This is a genomic window from Chryseobacterium gallinarum (genome assembly GCF_001021975.1).
GTDB lineage: Bacteria > Bacteroidota > Bacteroidia > Flavobacteriales > Weeksellaceae > Chryseobacterium > Chryseobacterium gallinarum.
The window spans coordinates 985,267-1,007,735 of the sequence record NZ_CP009928.1 but is presented as its reverse complement, the minus strand read 5'-3'; the positions used below and the strand labels follow the sequence as shown (position 1 = coordinate 1,007,735).

Here is a 22,469-nt window from a genome sequence, read left to right as displayed (position 1 = left end):
TAACTATTTTAGAAATTTAAAAAATTGCTTTGTGTTTCTTTTTCCCCTAACTTTGCACAAACCTAATCTAATGAGTAAAAAGAATACAAAATACATCTTTGTGACAGGAGGTGTAACTTCATCTTTGGGAAAAGGAATCGTTTCTGCTTCTCTGGGACTATTGCTAAAATCACGCGGTTTTAACGTAACGATCCAAAAACTTGATCCTTATATCAATATTGACCCGGGAACTTTGAATCCTTATGAGCATGGAGAATGCTATGTGACTGAAGATGGTGCGGAGACGGATCTGGATTTAGGTCACTACGAGCGTTACCTTGATGCTCCCACTTCCCAAAACAACAACGTTACTACAGGAAAAATTTACCAGACTGTTATTGAAAAAGAAAGAAAAGGAGATTTTTTAGGGAAAACAGTGCAGGTAATTCCTCATATCACCAACGAAATCAAACGTAGAATTAAAATCCTTTCAAAACAAAACTACGATATCATTATTACCGAGATCGGAGGAACGGTAGGGGATATTGAATCTTTACCCTACATTGAAACTGTCCGCCAGTTAAAATGGGAACTGGGAGAGAAAAATTCTATGGTTATTCACCTGACTTTGTTGCCTTATCTGGCTTCAAGCGGGGAATTAAAAACAAAACCATCGCAACATTCAGTTCGCCAATTGATGGAGAGCGGAATTATGGCGGATGTATTGGTCTGCAGAACAGAGCATAAAATTCCTAAAGATCAGAGAGCAAAACTGGCTCAATTCTGTAACGTTCCTTTGGAAAACGTTATTGAATGTAAAGATATGGAAACCATCTATGAAGTGCCAATGTATCTTCAGAAGCAAAACTTCGATGATGTAGTACTGAAGGAACTGGACCTGAAAAGTGATAAAGATGCTGATCTGAAAGATTGGAAAAGTTTCCTTAAAAAATTCCAGAATCCAAAGAAAACTGTTGAAATAGCTCTTGTTGGAAAATATGTTTCCCTTCAGGATTCCTATATTTCTATTGCTGAGGCTTTCAAACATGCAGGGGCAGATCTTGAAACCGAGGTGAAGGTAAGATGGGTGTACAGCGGAGATATTACGGAAGAGAATATTAAAGATACGCTCAAAGGAGTGAATGGTATCCTTGTTGCCCCGGGATTCGGAGACCGAGGAATAGAAGGAAAGGTCCTGACGGCAAAATATGCAAGGGAAAACAAGATCCCGATGCTGGGAATCTGTTTGGGAATGCAGATCATGACTATTGAGTTTGCGAGAAATGTTTTAGGACATACCAAAGCCAATTCCATGGAATTTGATACGGCTACTCCGGATCCTGTTATTTCATTAATGGAAGAGCAGAAAAATGTAATAGATAAAGGAGGAACAATGCGTCTTGGAGCCTGGAAATGTGCGCTGAAAAACGGATCCAGATTATCCGAAATTTATGGAAGCAAAAATATTTCTGAAAGACACCGTCACCGTTATGAATTCAATAGTGACTACCTGCAGGAATTTGAAAAGAACGGTTTTCTGGCTACGGGTACAAACCCTGAAACAGGATTGGTAGAAGCACTTGAGCTTCCCGGCCATCCATTCTATGTGGGTGTTCAGTATCACCCGGAATATAAAAGTACAGTAGCAACACCGCATCCTTTATTCAGAGCTTTTATTAAGGCTTGCGAAAAGAAATAAGGTAAATTTTTATCATAAGCGTCTAAACATAAACTCAGGCTGATTATTCTCAGCTTGAGTTTATTATATAGTAATATAGTAAAGCATAGAGTTTTGATAAAAAAACAGTATTTTTGTCAGCTCAAAATTATGTACATGTATTGTACATCCTAAGTTTAAAATTTTAATATAAAATAAAATGCAACAAAACAACGGAATCGATAAGAAGCAAATGATTAGTTTCGCGGTTTTATGCCTGGTTCTCTTTGGTTTTATGTTCTATTTCCAGAACAAACAGGCAAAAGAAGAGCAGTTAAAAGCTCAGCAGCAGAAAACTGAACAGGTAAAAAGTGCCGTAAAACAAACTCAGGCAAGCAATATCAATCCAAATGTAACTCCTAATGCTATTCAGACAGCCAATTTAGGGAATAATGAATTGAAATTGGAATTTTCCAGTTTGGGAGGACAACTTTCTAAAGTAGAACTTTTAAAGTATAAAGCATATAACCATAAAACAGATAATGCGGACCAGCCACTTTATCTGATCAATAAAAATAACTCTAATTACGGTTTCCAGTTTAAAGACAAAACAGGTAAGGTTATTAATACCAAAGATTTAGTTTTTTCACCGTCAGTAAACGGAAATGCTGTAACCTTAACGGCTGATTATAACGGAGCGGTTATCCAGTTTATTTACACCTTACTTCCGAAATATACCTTGGATTTTAAAGTAAGAACTCAGGGGCTGGCTAATATTACGGCAGACAACAAAGCCGATTTTATCTGGGATTATAATGTAAGAAATTTAGAAAAAGGAAGGGCTCAGGAACAGTCTCACTCAGAATTCTCATATGCCTTCAATAATTATAAAGATTATGATTATGACGGAAGAACTACTATGGATGAGGAAAAAGAAACGCTTAACTGGATTGGTGTGAAACAGCAGTTTTTCTCTTCTGTGATTGAGGCGAAAAATGGTTTTACTCAAAGTAAAGGAAATCAGGAAAACGTTGAAGAAGGAGAATACCTGAAAAAATTCAGTTATGAAGGATTCGTTCAGATGACGGGAAGTGAGCTGAATCAGGATTTTACATGGTATTTTATGCCATTGGATCTTCCTTTGCTGAAATCTTATGATAAAAACTTTGATGAGATTCTTCCTCTGGGTTGGTCGTTCATCGGAGCTATGAACCGCTGGTTCTTTATTCCTATGTATAATTTTATTGCATCATGGGGATTAACAGCCGGATGGGCTATTTTCTTACTAACCATTATTGTAAAGCTGATCTTATCACCAATCATGTACAAGCAGCATAAGCTAAGTGCCATGATGAAAGTGATCCGTCCTGAGATTGATGAGGTGAATGCCAAATTCAAAGATGCGGATCCGATGAAAAAACAGCAGGCTACGATGGAGGTTTACAGGAAAGCCGGAGTTAACCAGATGGCGGGTTGTTTACCGGCATTGGTCCAGATTCCTATTTTCTATGCGTTGTTCCGGTTCTTCCCGAACTTTATAGATTTAAGAGGAAAGGGATTCTGGTTTGCCAAAGATTTGACAGCTTATGACGACTTGATCAAGTTACCATTTAAAATTCCGTTTTTAGGAGACCACTTGAGTATTTTTGCATTGGCATGTACTGTTGTTATCTTAATTTATACCGTGATGACTTCAGGGAATATGCAGCAACCGCAACAGGAAGGAATGCCAAATATGAAGGTCTTGATGTATATTTTCCCAATTACATTCCTGTTCTTCCTGAATACTTCAGCATCTGGTCTTTCCTGGTATTATTTTGTATCCAATGCGATTAATATTTTAATTATCCTTGTTATTAAATATTGGATCCTGGATGAGAAGAAAATCCATGCACAGATCCAGGCTAATAAAGAAAAGCCAAAAGCAGAAGGCAAGTTCCAGAAGAGAATGAGAGAGATGATGGAAAAAGCACAGGAGCAGCAAAAAGCTCAGGAACAAATGAGAAACAGAAAGAAGTAATTTCTTGATATACCTAAAAGAGAAGCAATAGAATAAATTGCTTCTCTTTTTTTATTGATATAAATTTTTATATACTGTTTTTATTAATTTAAATTAGAATTTTAATCATACTTTAGTCTGAATGACTGTCTGTGGTACCTTGTAGGACCATATTTTATAAGAGCTTCCTGATGCTTTTTGGTTGCATATCCGAAATTGGTATCCCAGCCATATTCAGGATGTTCTTCATGAAGTTTAATCATTAATGTATCTCTGTAGTTTTTGGCAAGGATAGAGGCGGCAGCAATGGATAGTACCTTAGAATCTCCCTGAATAATGCATTGATGAGGGATATAGTTGTAAGGATGGAATTTATTGCCATCTACCAGTATAAGCTCAGGCTTTATTGTTAATTGATCCAAAGCACGGTGCATGGCATGAATGCTGGCGTTTAATATATTATGTTCATCAATGAATGACGGGGGAAGCTCTGCAATAGCATAATTCTTTACATTGTCTTTGATATAACTGTCCAGTTCCATTCTGGTTTTGAATGTTAATTTCTTTGAATCATTAACCAGGTTTTGTTGAAAGCCATCATCTAAAATAACAGCCGCTGCGACAACAGGTCCGCTTAAACAGCCTCTTCCGACTTCATCACATCCTGCTTCAATGTAAAGATTTGACCAGTTTTTTATTAATTCCATGAAATTATTTCTTCTGTATCTTACAAAAGTATAAAATTTCAAAAAAAGTAGAATTATTATATTTTGATTTTTTGTTGTATTATAATGTATGATGCATGGCTAAAGTAAAAAATGCTTGTATGATTGTTGGTTTTAACTATTGTGTTTTTATTCAATAAATTCATGATTTTTTCCAGTTATTATTAATTTAATGTAATTGTTGTTAGGTTAAAATTTTCATATTTAAATATTTTAACAAATATCTTGGTGATTTTGGGAAACTTTCACATATTTGTACCCAATAAAAAATAATCAAAATTAAACATGAAGAAACTAACAGCAAGTGTACTTATGGTAGCACTTTCTTCACCCTTTTTTATTGTAAAAGCCCAACAGGGAAATGATACAGTAAAGACAAAGAACATTGAAGAAATTGTGGTTACAGGTGCACTAGGTCTAAAAAAGAAAGCTGATGCTATCACCAATGCTCAACAGGTAGTTGGTACAAAAGAGTTAAATCAAGCTTCATCTCCCAATGCAGTACAAGCTTTAACAGGAAAGGTTTCCGGATTACAGATTTCACAGACAGATAATAGTGTAGGTGCTTCGAGCAGAATTGTTATCAGGGGGAATAAATCTATTTCTGGAAATAACCAGGCTTTGGTGGTTATTGATAATGTTATTTCTAGTGCAAGTATTTTAGCACAAATTCCACCTGAAATGATTGAAAATGTAAACGTCATTAAAGGTTTACAAGGAGCCGCACTTTATGGTCAACAAGGAGTAAATGGAGTTGTTATTGTTACAACTAAAAGAGGAACGAAAAGTGAAAAAATCCAATTCACACTTACTTCTTCAATCGAAATGACCCAGGCTTTTATGTTTCCTAAAATCCAAACAGTATATGGAAAAGGAGTGCCTGGAGAACAAGTGTACCCTGATGGTGACATAGATTATAGTGGAACTAATTACGTACCTTGGGAAAATACTTCATGGGGACCGGCTTATAATGACCCTCGTATAGGAGGACAATTGGTTCCTTCTGGTCTTCCACAAGATAATAATCAATTTATCTATGAGAGATATTCACCGGTAAAAAATCATTTCTCGAAATTCTTTAAAAATGGTGTTATTTTCCAGAACGGTCTAACAGTAACCTCAGGGGGTTCGGACTCTTATGCTACCTTGTCAATCAACAGAGTAGAAAATAATTTCGTTGTTGATCAAGACAAATTAGTACAAAATAGCTTCTTGCTTAAGGCTGGGAAAAAATTAGATAAATTAAGAATTGACGGGACTGTAAATTATATCAGTAAAGTCATTAATCAGACAAGTTCAGAACTATACAATGATATTATTCAAATGCCTGCCATGAATGATATTAGAAAATATAGTAATTCAGGTATCGACGGATTCCTTTCTGCTTTTACAAAAAATCCGTATTACCAGATACAGCATACAAGACAAAATACAATTAATGATTACCTATCTGGAATTTTGTCATTGCAGTATGAGTTCAATAAAAATATTAGCTTGAGCTATTCAGGAAATGTGTTTTTGAACAATGTAAGACAAGATAATCATGACGATGGTTATATTGCCACAAGATTATATGCAAATACAGGAACTGTCCTAGATGATGGTACAATCCAGGATTATTCCCAGAATGCCAATTACGATTCATATTATATCAATCGTACAGTGAGCACACGTAGCTATTATGGAGATTTAATGTTGAACTTTAATTATGATCTTACAGATGATATTAATTTAAAATTCAATATTGGTAATAATATCCAGGATAGTTACAGAACGGCAAGAGCAATGGGAGGAACAGGATTGATTGCTCAGGGATGGTATGATATCCGAAATGTTAAAAATCCAATCCAGCCGGGGAATACAAATGGAGCTAACGTATTGGATAATTTAGGTTTTGACAATACTACAACAAGACAAAGAACAGTAGCAGGTTTTGCGAACTTAGATTTATCATACAAAGACTATTTATTCTTGAACTCTACCCTTAGAGTTGAACAAAGCTCTGTTTTGTCTACTTATTTTAATGGAGAAATTCATAATAAATCTTATCCTTACTATTCAGTAGGTCTTTCATTTATTCCTACTAAAGCATTTGCCGGATTAAAAAATGATGTTATTAATTATATAAAAATCGCACCAAGTTTCACTAAAGTAGGAAATACTTCAGCGATCAATCCATATGATACATCTAATGTGGGAATTGCTCCTGCAGGATATCCTTTTCCTGGGTTGCTTGGATATGGTATTAACATTAACCAGACGAATAGAGCGATTCAGCCTGAATTTATGTATACATCAGATTTGAATATCCAACTAGGATTCTTAAATGATCGTATTACTTTAGAAGGATCATTCTATCAATCGGATACAAAAAACCTTATTACAAATGCTAGTATCTCAAATACAACAGGTATTAATAGATTGAAAGATAATGTAGGAAAAACTAGAATGAAAGGGTTGGAGATTGATTTAGGAGTTACTCCGTTTAAAACTCAGAACTTCACATGGAACTTTAGAGCAGGTTATGCAAGTTCAAGATCTAAGGTATTGGAACTTCCTGAAGGGTTAGATGAAGTAGCTCTTGCAGTACCATATACAACGGTTGGACTTGGGGTTTTTGCAATTAAAGGATCGGATTTCCCAGTTCTTAAAGCCACAACTTTCCAGAGAGATGATCAAGGCAGAATAATTGTTGGGGCTGATGGAGTACCTTTACAAAATAATACCTTGAGTAATATGGGTAGGGTAACTCCTGACTATACACTGACTTTCAATACTTCAATCAGGTTTAAAAACTTTACACTTTCAGGAACTATGGATTACCGTAAAGGAGGAAAGTTTGCTTCATTAGCTAAGAGTACTCTTACGTTTGCTGGTCTTACAGAGGAGACTGCAAGCTTTGACAGGACTCAGGGATATGTAATTCCTAATTCAGTTCAGCTTGTAAACGGACAATATGTTGCTAATAATACTCCGGTAAACGGAACCGCTGATTATGCTGGTGCTGCTAACTATTTTACTTCACAATCTTTACAAAGACTAGGTGAACCAATGATTTTGGATGCGACAGCTTTCAAAGTGAGAGAAATTGCATTGTCTTATGATGTGCCAAAATCGGTATTGTCTTCAACTTTTGTTAATAGTCTTACTATTGGACTTTTTGCAAGAAACCCATTCTTTGTATATGCGAAAGAAAACAGAAATTATGCAGATCCGGAAACATCTTATACAAGTGGTAATGGTGCAGGTATTGCTATCGCGGGGCAATATCCATCTCAAAGATCTTTTGGTATTAACTTAAAAGCTTCTTTCTAATAAATTAAAAATTATGAAAATTATAAAAGTAACTACAGTATTTTTATCTCTTTCCATGTTGCTGACAGCAGTATCATGTGATAAGTATCTTGATATTAACGATGATCCTAATAATATTGCATTAGATAAAGTTACACCGGAAGAAATGCTTCCAGTAGGAATTACATCTTGTTATTCTGTGCAGGGAAGATCTTTAAATAAATTCAGCAGTGTTGTAATGAATGCAACAGCAGGTAATTCATTGGTGTATGGAGCTCCATTTATTGATGATTATAAGCCTAATGTATCCAATACATTTTACAGTGATGTTTGGGATGGTTTATTCCGAGGAGTAGCAAATTTGGATAAAGTAATCACTTTTAACGATCCTACTAACAAATACGTTCAGCATAAGGCTATCGCTAAAATTATGAAAGCTAACTACGTGCAAATATTAACAGATTTATACGGAGATATGCCATATTCTGAAGCATTTAAAGGACAGGATAACCTTACTCCTAAATATGATAAAGGAGAAGATATCTATAAAGCTTCTATTGAAAGTATAGAAGAAGCTATTGCAGCATTAAAAACGGGTACAGGTGATTCTCCATTAAGTGATATTGTATTTCATGGAGATAATGAAAAATGGGTGAAATTTGCTAATACATTGGAGCTTAGGTATTTGTTAAGAATGGCTAATGTGACAGGTGCTATGGCAGCTTATAGAGATCAAAAATTAGCAAGTTTAAGTGGTGCCCAATTTATTGATGAAGATGTACTTGAAAATCCTGGATATTCTGCTGCAAACGATGCTCAACAAAACCCATTTACAAATTATTATGTTTATCTTAGTTCAGGAACCAGAGCAGCTAATTTTTCCGAAAATGTAGCATCTGAAAATATTCAGATTATTTTGAATGGTAACATAGAGGGAGATACACGTCCTGTATACCAAAAATTTAATGGAATTGTTGACGGTAGAAGATCAAGAATGTTCTCTCTTATTGGAGGTAAGGTATTAGGCATTAGACAAGGGAATTTACCAGGGCAGCCAGGAGTGCCATCTGGAACTGCTGTTTCCCGATTCAGCTATGGAATTACTATAGGTAAGGAAACTCCACCTACACTTCCAAATGGTAGTGTGAATATTCCAGAATATGTAAAAATGGCATCATCCAAACCTGGTCCTATTATGACTAAAGCGGAATCTAAGTTTTTACAGGCTGAAGCTGCACTAAGATATCCAAGCCTTTTCTCAAATGCTGCAGGAAATTTTGTTGCAGGTATTACTGCTTCTTATGAATTCTTTGGCGCAACAGGTTCTGCTGCTTATATTGCTGCTATACAGAGTGTTCCTGGTCTTGGATGGACAGGTACTGATACAAACAAAATGGAAGCTATTATGACTCAAAAATGGATTGCATTAACGGGAGTCAATCCGGAGCAATCATTCTTTGATTACACTAAAACGGGTTTCCCTGTTACACTTTCTGCAACCATTGCAACCAATCCAAAACCAAATAGATTAATGTATCCTCTTTCAGAATACATCGCCAATGCAAATAACGTTCCTGCAATAAGTAATGCTGATGTATTTTCAAAAAATCAGTATACTCCATTCTGGGCTAGAAACTAACATTGAGTTTATTATGCTTTAATATATTTAACCGCCTTCGGGCGGTTTTTTTTGTGTCTTTTACTTCTTTTAATATTGAAAATAATATGCGCAGCATTGTTTTTTGTTGTGGTTAATTTATTAAGTAAGGGTAAAAAAAGTTTTTTTATGTTGATTATTAGCTAGTTGTATGTATTCTTTTTTAAGAAATATAGATAATGTCGATGTTAACGATTGTTATTGTTTCTTAAAAAAAAGTAACGTTTTAATATTTTGGTTTTGTTAAAAATTGTTTTTTTAACTTAATTTATTGTTTTTTACTTAATTTTTGTTCGTAATTATTAAAAAAAGTATAAATTTTTTGTTTTTTTCTTTGTGTTGTTAAGAAAGTTTTACAAATTTGTAACAATACAAAATTAATTTGATTATGAAGAAACTAACAACAGGTCTTCTTGTTTTAGTATTGACTTCTTCTATAGCTGTTGCAAATGCCCAGCAAAAGAAAAGTGATACTGTTACAGAGACTAAGGAGATTGAGGGTGTAGTGGTGACTGCACTAGGTATTAAGAGAGAAAAGAAAGCTCTTGGATATGCTTCCCAGGAAGTAAAAGGTGAAATTCTTTCTGATGCTGGCCAAACTAATGCTGTAAGTGCATTATCTGGAAATGTTGCAGGAGTTCAGATTACAGCGCCAAGTACAATGGGAGGTTCTACCAGAATTACTATGAGAGGTATTAGTTCGATTACTGGTGAGAACCGACCATTGATTATTGTAGATGGTGTGCCTTTGGATAATTCAAATGTTAACAATATTGATACCCAAAGAGGAGCTGGAGGTAGAGATTATGGAGATGCTTCTTTTGATATTAACCCTGATGATATTGAGAGTGTAACTGTATTGAAAGGAGGACCTGCTGCTGCTCTATACGGTTCAAGAGCAGGAAATGGTGCTATATTATATACTACAAAATCGGCTAAAAAAGGTAGAACTGATATTCAGTTAAATACAGGAGTTTCCTTTGAAAATATATACATCAGACCCAGACTTCAAAATTTGTATGGAGGAGGCTCTCAGTTTACATTGCCGACTCAAACTATCAATGGTGTTACTTATAATATTCAGGAATATCAAACAGATGGATCATGGGGGCCGCGATACAATTCAAACTTGATGTATCTTCCTTGGTATGCATTTGATCCTGAATTTTCAAATGATTATTTAAAACCGGTTCCATGGGTAGCTCCGAACAAAGATGTTGATTCTTTCTTTAATACAGGAGTTACTTATACAAATAACTTGTCTGTTGCAAAATCTTTTGGGGATACAAATGTTAGATTATCATATACCAATACTAATATTAGCGGTATTATTCCAACATCGAAAATTAAAAAAGATAATTTTAGTATTAATTTGAATTCAAAATTATCGGAAAAATTAAAGGCTGAAGCTGTTATTAATTATGTTCATACAGAAGGATTTAATAGGCCGGAAGTTGGATATGGAGATAACTCTGTAGCTCAAAAATTCTATCAATTTGGACAAAGAAACCTTGATTTTGCTAAATTAAGAGATTATAAATTAGCAAATGGTGCACAAAGAACATGGAACAGAACCTCCTGGAGTAACGGAGCGCCTAAGTATTCAGATAACCCATATTGGACAATTAATGAAAATACTTCAGATGATAGCAGGAATAGATTCTTTGGTAATGCAGGGTTAACATATAATTTTAATAAGAATTTTTATATTGTTGGAAAAGTGTACGGTGATACCTATACTCAAAATATAAGTTCTAGAGTGGCAGTAGGTTCACAAGCAGTTTCAAATTATTCTATTGAGAAAAGGAATGTTTCTGAATTCAATTATGAAGGTAGGGCACATTATAATAATAATTGGGGCGATTTTAGTTTGAATGCTTTTGCCGGATTTAACATTAGAGATAATAAATTAAGCTGGTTAAGAGGTACAACGGTCGGTGGACTTATTATTCCAGGCTTATATAATTTGAATAATGGTAGGGAGAACTCCTTAGCAACTAATTATTCTGAACATTCATCAATAAAAAGTTTATTTGGATCAGTTTCTTTGGGATATAAAGATATGTTATTTTTAGAAGCAACAGGAAGAAATGACTGGTTCTCAATGCTAAATGATGATCAGTTTTATCCTTCTGTAACGGGTAGTTTTGTTTTTTCGAAAGTACTTCAAGCAGATTGGTTGTCTTTTGGTAAAATAAGGGCCGGTTGGTCAAGTATAGCTGCAGGAACAGCTCCTTATAGCAGGTTAACTTATACTGAAATCGGACTGCCTTTCAATGGATCACCACAATATTCGAACCCTAACACATCCAATGATCCAAACATTAAGCCGGAAGTTAAAACAACACAAGAACTCGGACTTGAGGCAAGTTTCTTTAAAAATAGATTGAGTGTTGATTTTACCTATTATGAAACTAAATCAAAAGATCTTATTATTGCACTTCCTGTAGATCCTGCAACCGGATTTTTATTTAAGAGAATAAATGCAGGGGAGATGACCAATAAAGGAATTGAAGCTATGGTGAATATTACACCAATTAAGAATGAAAACTTTTCATGGGATCTGACATGGAACTTTGCTAGAAACCGAAATAAATTAATGAACCTGTATCAGGACTTACAAAACTATGTACTTACAAATGCGCCATTTAGAGCTCAGTTGGTAGCACAGGTTGGACAAGCTTATGGGACGATTCTGGGAACAGACTATGTGTATGATAGTAATGGAAATAAAGTTGTAGATGAAAATGGCTTCTATAAGGCTTCTGAAATTAAATCTTTAGGATCTATCCTTCCTGATTATAATATGGGCTTTAGAAATACTATCAAGTATAAATCATTAAGTTTATCATTCTTAATTGACATTCAACAAGGTGGGAAATATTTCTCAACTACACATATGTGGGGAATGTATTCGGGTATGCTGGAAGAAACTGCATTAAATGGAAATAGAGAAGCTGGAGTTATTCTTCCTGGAGTAAAAGAAGATGGAACTCCAAATGATATTCTTCTGGATGCTCAAACTTGGGGTAGTACATATTATAATACGGTTGATGCTCAAAATGTTTTCGATGCAAGTTACATTAAATTAAGAGATATTACTATTGGCTATGATTTACCTAAGACGCTTATTGGTAATGCTTTCCAAGGGATCAGAATTTCTGCATTTGCTAGAAACTTATTTGCCTGGAATCTTGCTTTTAAAGGTGTTGACCCTGAGAATACATCTTATGGATCGGGTAATATTCAAGGTATGGAAGGTGGTTCGTTGCCATCAACAAGGACTTTTGGAGTCAATGTTAACTTTAAATTTTAATAAGAAATGAAAAAAATAATTTTAATACTATCTGTACTGACGATATCTGTTGTATCAAATAGCTGTTCAGATAAATTCGATGAAATTGATATAAATCCAAACTCGACAGATAAGCCACTGACATATGGAATATTTAACAGTGCTAATAAAGAGCTCATGGATAATACACGAGATGAATGGCAATCAGGTAGAATAACATTACCATGGGTGCAGTATTCTGCGCAGACTGGATATACTGAGGAAGATAGATATCAATACAGGTTATCAACAGGGGTCTCTCTATGGAGTTTTTCCTATAGAGTAGCTCAGGATTATAAGCAAATTATAGACTTGAATACGGATCCTGTTACAAAAGTACAGATGGCTAACTTTGGTCCAAATAATAATCAGATTGCTGCGGCAAGAGTCATGTTATCATATGTATTTCTTACTCTAGCGGATTCTTTTGGAGATATTCCATATTATTCATACGGAAATAAAGATGCTGATTTTCAGGCATTGAATATTGATGGAACTTTACAGCCAAAATTTGCAAGCCAACAAAAGGTGTATGCGGATATTTTAAAAGAGCTAAAAGAAGCATCTGAAATGGTAGATGTTAACTCACCTGTATTTACTTCTGGAGATAATTTATTTTCATATTTAGAAAATGGCGTAAGGGTAAGTAAAGGTATTAAGCTTAAGAAATTTGCCAATTCTTTGAGATTGAGAATCGCAACAAGAGTGAAGGGGATAGTTCCGGGAGCTGAAGCCCATATAACTGATGCTATTAATTCTGGTGTAATGACTTCTAATGCTGATAATGTTGGGCTTAAATATGAAGACAATCTTGTGAATCCATCTCCATTATTTGATAATTTCCGTACTAGAACTGATTTTGCAATTTCTAAGACTTTTGTACAGCTTCTAAAAGGGCAGACAGGAAATTATACATTGGATCCACGTTTATTTAAATTTGCAAGTCCTGTGGGAACCACTCAAAGTGATATTTTAGACGGAACATCTGTTGAATCTACAGACCCTGATGATTTTAATGGTATGCCGTATGGTATTCCTAGCTCACTAACAGCGAGTCAAACAGAAACAGCTAACTTCTTTAGCAAAAATATCCTAAAACCAGGATATACAGAAGTCTTAATGGAATATTCCGAAGTTGAGTTTTTACTAAGTGAAAAAAATGGTTGGTCGCAAGCAAATTATATAAATGGAGTAAAAGCTTCTATGGAAAAATGGGGTGTAGCTCCCGCGGATATCAATACATATGTTAGTGCCTTACCGGCTGCTTCTAAGGAAAATGTTCTTACGCAAAAATATATTGCTTTGTTTATGCAGCCTTATGAGGCCTGGGCGGAATATAGAAGAACGGGTTATCCAAATACTTTACTTAAGCCTGGGCAAACAGCTAATCTGAATGTTGCAACAACGGGCGGACAAACTACATATACATTTACATCATTAATTTCCGGGTTAACTGATTTACCTAATAGACTATATTATCCGACAAGTGTTCAAACATTAAATACAGCTAATTATCAGGCTGCATCAAATGCTATCGGAGGAGATAAGATGAATACCAAATTAATTTGGGATGTAAACTAAGACACATTTTTAATAACATTCATATATACCGCCTTCGGGCGGTTTTTTTATTATAAGGTGTTTTTTATGGATTTTCTGTTGTTAAAAAAATTAATATGCATAGCATTGTATTTATAGTTTGTTTTTAACCTGTTTTATACTTTTTAATTTCAATGTGTTGATTATTAGTTTATTGTTTTGTTGACTTATTTTTTTAATATAGACAATATCAATTTTAATAATCGTTATTATTTCTTGAAAAAAAATAATATTTATTTGCTTTATTTTTGTTAAAAAATATTTTTTTAACTTAATTTGTTATTTTTTATATATTATTTTTTCGTAATTATTGAATATGTTTCATTTTTTCTTAATTTTTCTTTGTGTTGTTGATAAAGTTTTACAAATTTGTACGGTACAAAATTAATTTAGATTAGATATGAAGAAACTAACAACAGGTCTTCTTGTTTTAGTAGTGTCTTCCTCCCTTGCTGTGGCGAATGCCCAGGAAAAGAAAGATACTCTTAAAACAAAAGAAATCGAAGGGGTAGTAGTAACTGCGCTTGGAATCAAGAGAGAGAAAAAATCTTTGGGATATGCTTCCCAGGAAATTAAAGGAGGTGCGCTTTCAGATGGGACGACAAATACCGGAAATATTGCCGCACAATTATCAGGTAAGGTAGCAGGGCTTAATGTTACGACTAATAATAATTTTGGAGGTTCTTCCAATTTGTTGATTAGAGGGATGAAAACGTTAGGAGGAGGAAACCCGTTAATCGTTATTGACGGATCACCTGTCAATAATTCCAATACTCAAGAAAAAAATATAGATTATGGTAATGCCCTTTCTGATATCAATCAGGATGACATTGAATCTATCAACGTACTGAAAGGAGCAGCAGCATCTGCCTTATACGGAGAAAGAGGTTTAAATGGGGTTATTGTAATCACCACTAAAAATGGAAAAGGAAAGGATGACGGGTCCTGGGGAGTGACCTTCTCGTCTGCCATTCAGGTAGGATTTATTGACAAATCAACCTTTCCTGAATACCAGACTAGATATGGGGCCGGTTATTCTCAAAAATTTGGAACACAGGCGTCTAACGGCTTAAACAATGCTAACTTTAATGCTGATGCATCTTGGGGACCAAAATTTGACCCTAATTTATTAGTTTATCAATGGGATTCATTTGATCCTTTTTCACCTAATTATGGAAAAGCAACTCCTTGGGTTGCTGCTAAAAACGGACCGATTAAGTTTTTCAATAATCCTGCAAGCTATATCAATAGTGTAACGTTGGAAAAAGGACAAAAAGGGAAAAATATTAGTTTTACTTACGAAAATATGATGTCTGATGGGTTAATCCCTAATTCTCATCTCAATAAAAATAATTTCTCTTTAAAGGTTAATTATGATCTGACCCCTAAGTTGCACTCTACTTTTTATTCTACAATGACTTTGCAGGACACAAGAGGCCGAAGCATCACGGGATATTCCAATAACCCGATGACAGGTTTCAGACAATGGTGGCAAACCAATGTAGATCTTAAAGATCTTGAGCAGGCATACCTTGCCAATATTAATCCTAATGTTGCCAGTGCAGCTAATAATTATGGTAACGTTACATGGAATAGAAAATCTGCTGCCAATGGGGCTGCAGCATATTGGAACAACCCATATTTTCAGGCTTACCAAAACTATACTTCAGATAGAAGGTTCAGAAACTTTACCTATGCTCAGGTAACCTACGATCTGTTAGATAATATCTCAGTTACCGGAAAAGTTTCTTATGATAGATCAAACCTTATGGCTGAGAACAGACTGGCTGTCGGATCCCTGCCACAGGCTTTCGGACAGTCAAATAATACCGTTGGTTCCGGTTATGCAAGACGTGATATACTAAGAACGGAGACGAACTATGACTTAATGGTGAATTATAAATTCGATATTACGGATAATATTAATATTTCCGGAGTTGTAGGAGGAAATATCAGAAGAAATTATTTTAATTCAATGTATGCTTCAACAGAAGGAGGATTAATAGTTCCTGGTATTTATGCACTATCAAATTCTAGAAAATCACCTTTGGCAACAGATGAAAATGAGTATACAACACAAACCAATTCCGGGTATGTTACTGCTTCATTAGATTTCTATAAAAAATTCTATTTAGATGCAACATGGAGAGTAGATCAAAGTTCAACGTTATTTGCGGGTAACAATGTGTATAATTACCCATCTGTAACAGGAGCATTAATTATGTCTGAAATTCTGAATACTAAAAGTTGGATGAATTTCTGGAAACTAAGAGCGAACTACGCAGAAGTTGGGGGAACGGCAGATCCTTATCAGTTGGTGAATAACTATAGAGCAGCAGGGATTTTAAATGGAGTGGGAATCTATAATTCAATTTTAACGGAACCTTTTCTTAATCTAAAACCTCAAAGAGCAAAAGAATTTGAAATAGGTACTGAAGTTCATTTCTTGAGAGATAGAATAACACTTGACTTTGCTTATTACAAAACAAAAACTATTAATCAGATTCTTTCGCCACTTCCTACATCAGCAGCTATAGGCTATACAGGTAAAGTGTTCAATGCAGGTAGAATTGATAATAGCGGAGTTGAAGTGCAATTAGGTTTGGTGCCGATAAAGTCAAAAGATTTTACATGGAATATCGATGTCAACTGGTCTAAAAATAAAAACCAGGTAGTAAATCTGTATCCGGGTATTACCAATCTTTTAGTAAATAGTTTTCAAGGAGGAGTTTCTTTAAATGCTAGAGAAGGTGAAGCTTGGGGAACATTAGTTGGTTCTGATTATACTTATTTAAACGGACAAAAAGTTATTGATCCAAACACCGGAAAATATTTGCAAAATCCTAATCAGGTAATTGGTAACACTACACCGGATTGGATTGGAGGTATCAGGAACAGTTTCAGTTATAAAGGTTTTTCTTTAAGTTTCTTAATCGATATGCGTAAAGGAGGGGATGTATTCTCAACAGATATGTATTATGGATTATCTACAGGTCTTTATAAAGAAACAGCTATAGGCGACTATAGAGATAAAGATGTTGTTCTGCCTGGTGTTCTTCCGAATGGAACTCCAAATAACATCGCATTATCCCAATTTGATAATAGCAGCTCTAGTGGATATAAAACACAGCCTTCAAGTGCATTTATCTATGATGGTTCATTCATTAAGTTAAGAGAAGCAAGTATTGGATATACGCTTCCTAAGTCTTTATTGGCAGGGACCAAAATTTATGATGCCAAAATTTCGATTGTAGGTAGAAACTTATGGATTATTCATAAAAATTTACCATATGCTGATCCGGAAGCTATGGTAGGTGGAGGACTTAATTCTTATGGATGGTCTATTGGTGCGATGCCAACAACAAGAGATCTTGGGATCAATGTAACATTTAAATTCTAATTACTTTAAAAATGAAAAATATTATAAAAATAAGTTTGATGGCTGCATGTGTTGGGCTAGGGTTAACTTCATGTCAAAGTGATTTGACTTCCCTTAATGATGATCCTAAACATCCGTCAATTCTTCCGTCTGAAAATTTATTAGCCACGGCTATGTATCAGTCGTCCTACTATATGGATAATCCTAGTGTGAACTTTAATAACTACAGGTTCTTTACGCAGCAATGGGCGGAAACTCAATATCCGGATGAAACCCAATATAATCTGGTAACCCGTAACCAGCCTCGTAATCATTTTAACAGAATGTATGTTTACAGTATTAATAATATTAAACAGGCAAAAGCTAATCTGAAGAATGAGGTAGAGACAGATGAAAATGTACGAACCAATAAATTGGCAACTTTAGAGATTGAAGAAATTTTTATTTGGGAAAATCTGGTAGATACCTATGGTGATGTTCCTTATTCTGAGGCATTTAAGCCTGATGAGAACTTAACACCTAAATATGATGATGCTAAAACTATTTATCTTGATCTGATCAAAAGAATTGATGCAGCTACTGCAATGATAAAACCTTCAGTTACCGGCTATGCTGATTTAGTGTACGGAGGTAATATGAATAAATGGAAAAAATTTGCTAATTCCATTAAACTAAGACTAGGAATGAATTTAGCAGATGCTGATCCTGCATTAGCACAATCTACGGTTGAATCTGCAATTGCAGGAGGAGTTATTTCTTCTGATGATGAAGCCTACAAATTTAAGTATGATGGAAATACATTCTCAAATCCTGTATTTGATAACTTAGTGGCTTCCAACAGAAATGACTTTATCCCTAGTGAGCTAACGATTAAAACAATGAGTACACTTGCAGATCCGAGAATGGAAGTTTGGTTTACAAAAGTGAAGGGAGTTTACAAAGGCGGAGTTTTTGGAGAATTAAATGATCCTTATTCTGATTTTTCGCATTTAGGGGATTATTTTAGATCTCCAACTACTGCATCTAATTTATTGAGCTATGCAGAAGTTGCATTCTTAAAAGCTGAAGCTGCTGCAAGAGGATATTCTGTAGGAGGTACTGCTGCTGATCTTTATATTGCTGCTGTAACAGAATCTATGAGAGAAAATGGAGTAAGCCCTGCTAATACGGCCACCTATCTAGCTGCTAATCCACTTAATATAACCAACTGGAAACAATCTATCGGTGTACAAGCATGGATTGCCATGTTCAACAAAGGATTTGCCAGCTGGAACTTTACAAGACGTTTGGATTATCCGATTCTTGTAAATCCACCAAAGTCCAATTTATCTTCTGTTCCGTACAGAATGCCGTATTCTGATCAGGAATATGTATTAAATGGAGATAATGTGAAAGCAGCAGCTGCTAAAATCGGAGGAGATAAAGCAACAACAAAACTTTTCTGGGATAAATTTTAACACATATTTTAATAACATTCATGTATACCGCCTTCGGGCGGTTTTTTTATTTCAGCAACCGTAGTTTTCATATTTTTTTGTTTCTTATGCCCAAACAATATATACTGTTTTAATCTCATATAAAGTAGTTACTTATAAAGTTATTGTTTTTCATTTTTTAGATACTTGTGTTTTTTCATAATATTTTAGTTTTCGATATATTTTTTTAATTATTTACTATTCAATTGTTTGTTTTATTGAGTATTTTATAATTTTTTACTTTTTTCTCTTTGACTTGTTAAGAAAGTTTAACAAATTTGTGCGGATACAAAAATTATTTTGATATGAAAAAACTAAAAACAAGTCTTCTTGTTTTGGTGTTGACTTCTTCTATAGCGGTCACAAATGCGCAACAGAAGAAAGATACCATGAAAACAAAAGAAATTGAGGGGGTTGTAGTGACTGCACTCGGAATTAAAAGGGAAGAAAAATCCCTTTCCTACGCTAATCAAACAGTAAAAGCTAAAGATTTAAACTTAACACAAAATGTTGATGTTAAAAATTCTATTGTAGGAAAAGTGGCTGGTGTACAACTAAACGGCCAGGCAGGTTCTAAACTTGGAGAAACAGGCAAGCTAAGATTAAGAGGCGCAGTAAGTTTACTGAATGACGCAGACCCTATTTATGTATTGGATGGGGTGATTGTTGATCCCAATACTATTGATATGGATATTGTTGAGTCTGTAAATGTTCTGAAAGGGCCTAACGCAACATCTTTATACGGGGTGAGAGCTCAATACGGAGTCATCGTTATGACTACAAAAAAAGGAAGTAAGAGCAGACTTAGTATAGAATTAAACTCTACAACTACTGTGGATATGGTTGCAAGAACAATGAAATTCCAAAATTTATATGGCCAGGGAGCAGCTGGAAATTCATCTTTTAAAACCTTTGTGTTTGATCCTGCAACAATGCCGGCAGAATGGGAAATATTTAATGGGAAGAGACATTTGGACGGTGATAATAATTATACTGATGAATCCTGGGGACCAAGAATGGATGGACAGGATTATATTCCCTGGTATGCATGGTGGAAAGATAGCCCCTATTTTGGAAAAACTGCAAAATATGAAGCACAGCCTAATAACGTAAAAGACTTTTATGATAAAGCTCTTACGTTTAAAAATACGGTCTCTGTTTCTGGTGGCAGTGATGCTTTCACTGCAAGATTGTCTTTTACTAATTTAAACCAAAATGGTATTACGCCCTATACTTCATTAAAAAGAAACTATCTGAATCTTAATGGTACCTATAAATTTAATGACCGTTTATCTGTTGATGCGATTGTTAACTTTTCTGATGGGAGAGTGACAGGGGATTTTAATGATGGCTATAGTAACCAGACATCAGGTTCTTTTAATCAATGGTTTGGTAGGGACCTGGATATGAAAAAATTGAAAGAGTTACAAAATTTACAAACTCCGGAAGGATATTCTGCCAGCTGGAACTGGTGGGGACCGGATGATTATTCCCCAACCGGTTATAAAGCCAAACCCGCATTTTGGATTAACCCTTATACCTGGATGAAACATTTCAGAAATTATACAGACAGAAATACTTTATTATTATCCGTCGCTCCATCGTACAGGATTGCTGACGGACTGACAGCCAGGGTATCTTTTTCAAGAACTCAGAACAAGTCTACAAATAGATATTTTATGCCTAATATATTGGCTAAAAATGGATCAGGAACAGGGTCATTAACGCCTGGAGGATATCTGACGTTACTTAATGGTTTTGGAGTAAGAGAAAATCAGTATACTGAGGATCAGTATGAAGGGCGTTTAACATATCAGAAGAAATTCGGTGAAATTGATCTTACAGCTATCGGTGGTGCTAATATTACTAACAGACGGTGGGATGGCAACTCCCAGGTAATGGATGTTACAGGAACAACACAATGGCTTTTAACCCCGGACGTCTTTAATTTTAAAAATACCAATATTCCTATTATAGCAAAGCCATATGATTATAAGCAGCAATACAAATCTTTATATGCATCGGCTTCAGTAGGTTTTAAAGATACTTATTTTGTTGAAGCATCGGTAAGAAATGATATCAATTCCGCATACTTGAATAGTGATAATTCATTTGTGAGCTATTCAGTGGGAGCCAGTTTATTATTGCATAATTTACTGCCGAAAAATGATATTGTAACCTATTTTAAGCTCAGAGCAGGTATTGCTCAAATTCCGGCTGATTTAACAGCTACCCTTACAAATCCTGAGTATAGAAACGGAAACCAGCCATTAGCTGTAGGGAATAATTTGTACCAGACAGCGTGGTTTCCTACCCGGATCATAGGTAAAGGATTGAAGCCTGCCCTTAACGACAATAAAGAAATAGGAGTAGATTTAAAATTTTTAAAAAACAGATTATCTTTTGGGGCCACCTACTATGATGAAACCAGAAAAAATGAGCCTATACCGGTAACATTAGCTTCTTCCAGCGGAAAATTGGATGTTTTAATAAATTCAGCCAACGCCAAAAGAAAAGGAGTTGAATTAGCCCTCTCAGGGGACATATTTAGAAGTGATAATGGATTTAGCTGGACAACCTCAATTAACTGGGCAAGGAATAAATCAACAATTTCAAAGGTAAATGAAAATCTTGAATCAATCCAGTACGGTGATTCCAATGCATTCAATTACGTGTCTATACTTCAGAAAGAAGGATTGGAATGGGGACAGCTTTATGGAACGGGAATTAAAAGAGATATAAATGGTAATCCCGTAATTAATTCCAGAGGTCTCTATGAATATGAACCTAATAAAGCTTTTGGAAGTATATTACCGGAATTTACAGGAGGATTTTATAATACATTTAGCTATAAAGGAATAAGTTTGGGCTTTACAATTGATTTCCAAAAAGGAGGTAAGTTCTTCTCACTTTCAGAACAATGGGGAAATTCGGGGGGCTTGCTGGAGGAGACTGCTGCTATGAATGACAGGGGACATAATGTAAGAGATGCAGTAGCTGATGGAGGAGGAGTTCGGGTAACGGGCGTAGATAATACAGGAGCGCCAGTAGATATGTATGTAGAAGCCAGTGATTATTTTAAACAATTTCACGCCAATAGAATTGCTGAGCCATTTATTCACAATGCCAGTTATATTAAACTCAGAGAAATTGCTGTAAATTATCAGTTACCGAGATCACTTTTTGCCAATACAGGAATTTCCAATATGTCTATTGGATTAACAGCAAGAAATCCATGGCTGATTTCTGTTTCAAAAGATAATAAACATAGACTTGACCCTTCTGAGCTTTCACAAAATTTTGGAGAAGATGGACAATTACCATCAACCAGAGGTTTTGGGGTTAATGTTAAAATCAATTTTTAAAAACAG

At 35.0% G+C, this 22,469-nt stretch carries 10 protein-coding genes; 9 read left to right on the top strand and 1 reads right to left on the bottom strand.

The window, feature by feature from the left end:
* The first annotated feature begins 70 nt into the window (after window positions 1-70).
* Window positions 71-1,678, top strand: a complete 1,608-nt coding sequence (locus tag OK18_RS04540) for a CTP synthase (protein ID WP_050022192.1) — start codon at window positions 71-73, stop codon at window positions 1,676-1,678.
* Window positions 1,679-1,856: 178 nt separating this feature from the next.
* The gene (gene yidC / locus OK18_RS04535; protein WP_053327246.1) at window positions 1,857-3,656 is read left to right on the top strand and encodes a membrane protein insertase YidC; all 1,800 of its coding nucleotides are present in this window, start codon (window positions 1,857-1,859) and stop codon (window positions 3,654-3,656) included.
* A 101-nt stretch (window positions 3,657-3,757) separates the two neighbouring features.
* On the opposite strand, the gene OK18_RS04530 is transcribed toward yidC, so the two are convergent.
* Window positions 3,758-4,342: a ribonuclease HII gene (locus OK18_RS04530; RefSeq protein WP_050022190.1), complete on the bottom strand. Its 585-nt coding sequence runs from the start codon at window positions 4,340-4,342 to the stop codon at window positions 3,758-3,760.
* A gap of 303 nt (window positions 4,343-4,645) precedes the next feature.
* Here OK18_RS04530 and OK18_RS04525 point away from each other — a divergent pair, with 303 nt between their 5' ends.
* The 7 genes from OK18_RS04525 to OK18_RS04495 all read left to right on the top strand — a co-directional run bounded on the left by OK18_RS04525 (window position 4,646) and on the right by OK18_RS04495 (window position 22,463).
* Window positions 4,646-7,675 (top strand): SusC/RagA family TonB-linked outer membrane protein, encoded by a 3,030-nt coding sequence (locus tag OK18_RS04525; protein WP_053327245.1) that lies wholly within the window; start codon window positions 4,646-4,648, stop codon window positions 7,673-7,675.
* A 13-nt stretch (window positions 7,676-7,688) separates the two neighbouring features.
* Window positions 7,689-9,293: a SusD/RagB family nutrient-binding outer membrane lipoprotein gene (locus OK18_RS04520; RefSeq protein WP_082129138.1), complete on the top strand. Its 1,605-nt coding sequence runs from the start codon at window positions 7,689-7,691 to the stop codon at window positions 9,291-9,293.
* Between the two features lie 406 nt (window positions 9,294-9,699).
* A complete protein-coding gene (locus OK18_RS04515) occupies window positions 9,700-12,627 on the top strand; it encodes a SusC/RagA family TonB-linked outer membrane protein (protein WP_050022188.1) in 2,928 nt (975 codons plus the stop codon).
* A 6-nt stretch (window positions 12,628-12,633) separates the two neighbouring features.
* Complete coding sequence (locus OK18_RS04510; protein ID WP_053327243.1) at window positions 12,634-14,226, top strand: SusD/RagB family nutrient-binding outer membrane lipoprotein; 1,593 nt, start codon at window positions 12,634-12,636, stop codon at window positions 14,224-14,226.
* Window positions 14,227-14,644: 418 nt separating this feature from the next.
* Window positions 14,645-17,644, top strand: a complete 3,000-nt coding sequence (locus OK18_RS04505) for a SusC/RagA family TonB-linked outer membrane protein (RefSeq protein ID WP_053327242.1) — start codon at window positions 14,645-14,647, stop codon at window positions 17,642-17,644.
* An 11-nt stretch (window positions 17,645-17,655) separates the two neighbouring features.
* The gene (locus tag OK18_RS04500; protein WP_053327241.1) at window positions 17,656-19,080 is read left to right on the top strand and encodes a SusD/RagB family nutrient-binding outer membrane lipoprotein; all 1,425 of its coding nucleotides are present in this window, start codon (window positions 17,656-17,658) and stop codon (window positions 19,078-19,080) included.
* Window positions 19,081-19,403: 323 nt separating this feature from the next.
* Window positions 19,404-22,463 (top strand): SusC/RagA family TonB-linked outer membrane protein, encoded by a 3,060-nt coding sequence (locus tag OK18_RS04495; RefSeq protein WP_053327240.1) that lies wholly within the window; start codon window positions 19,404-19,406, stop codon window positions 22,461-22,463.
* Window positions 22,464-22,469: the final 6 nt, after the last annotated feature.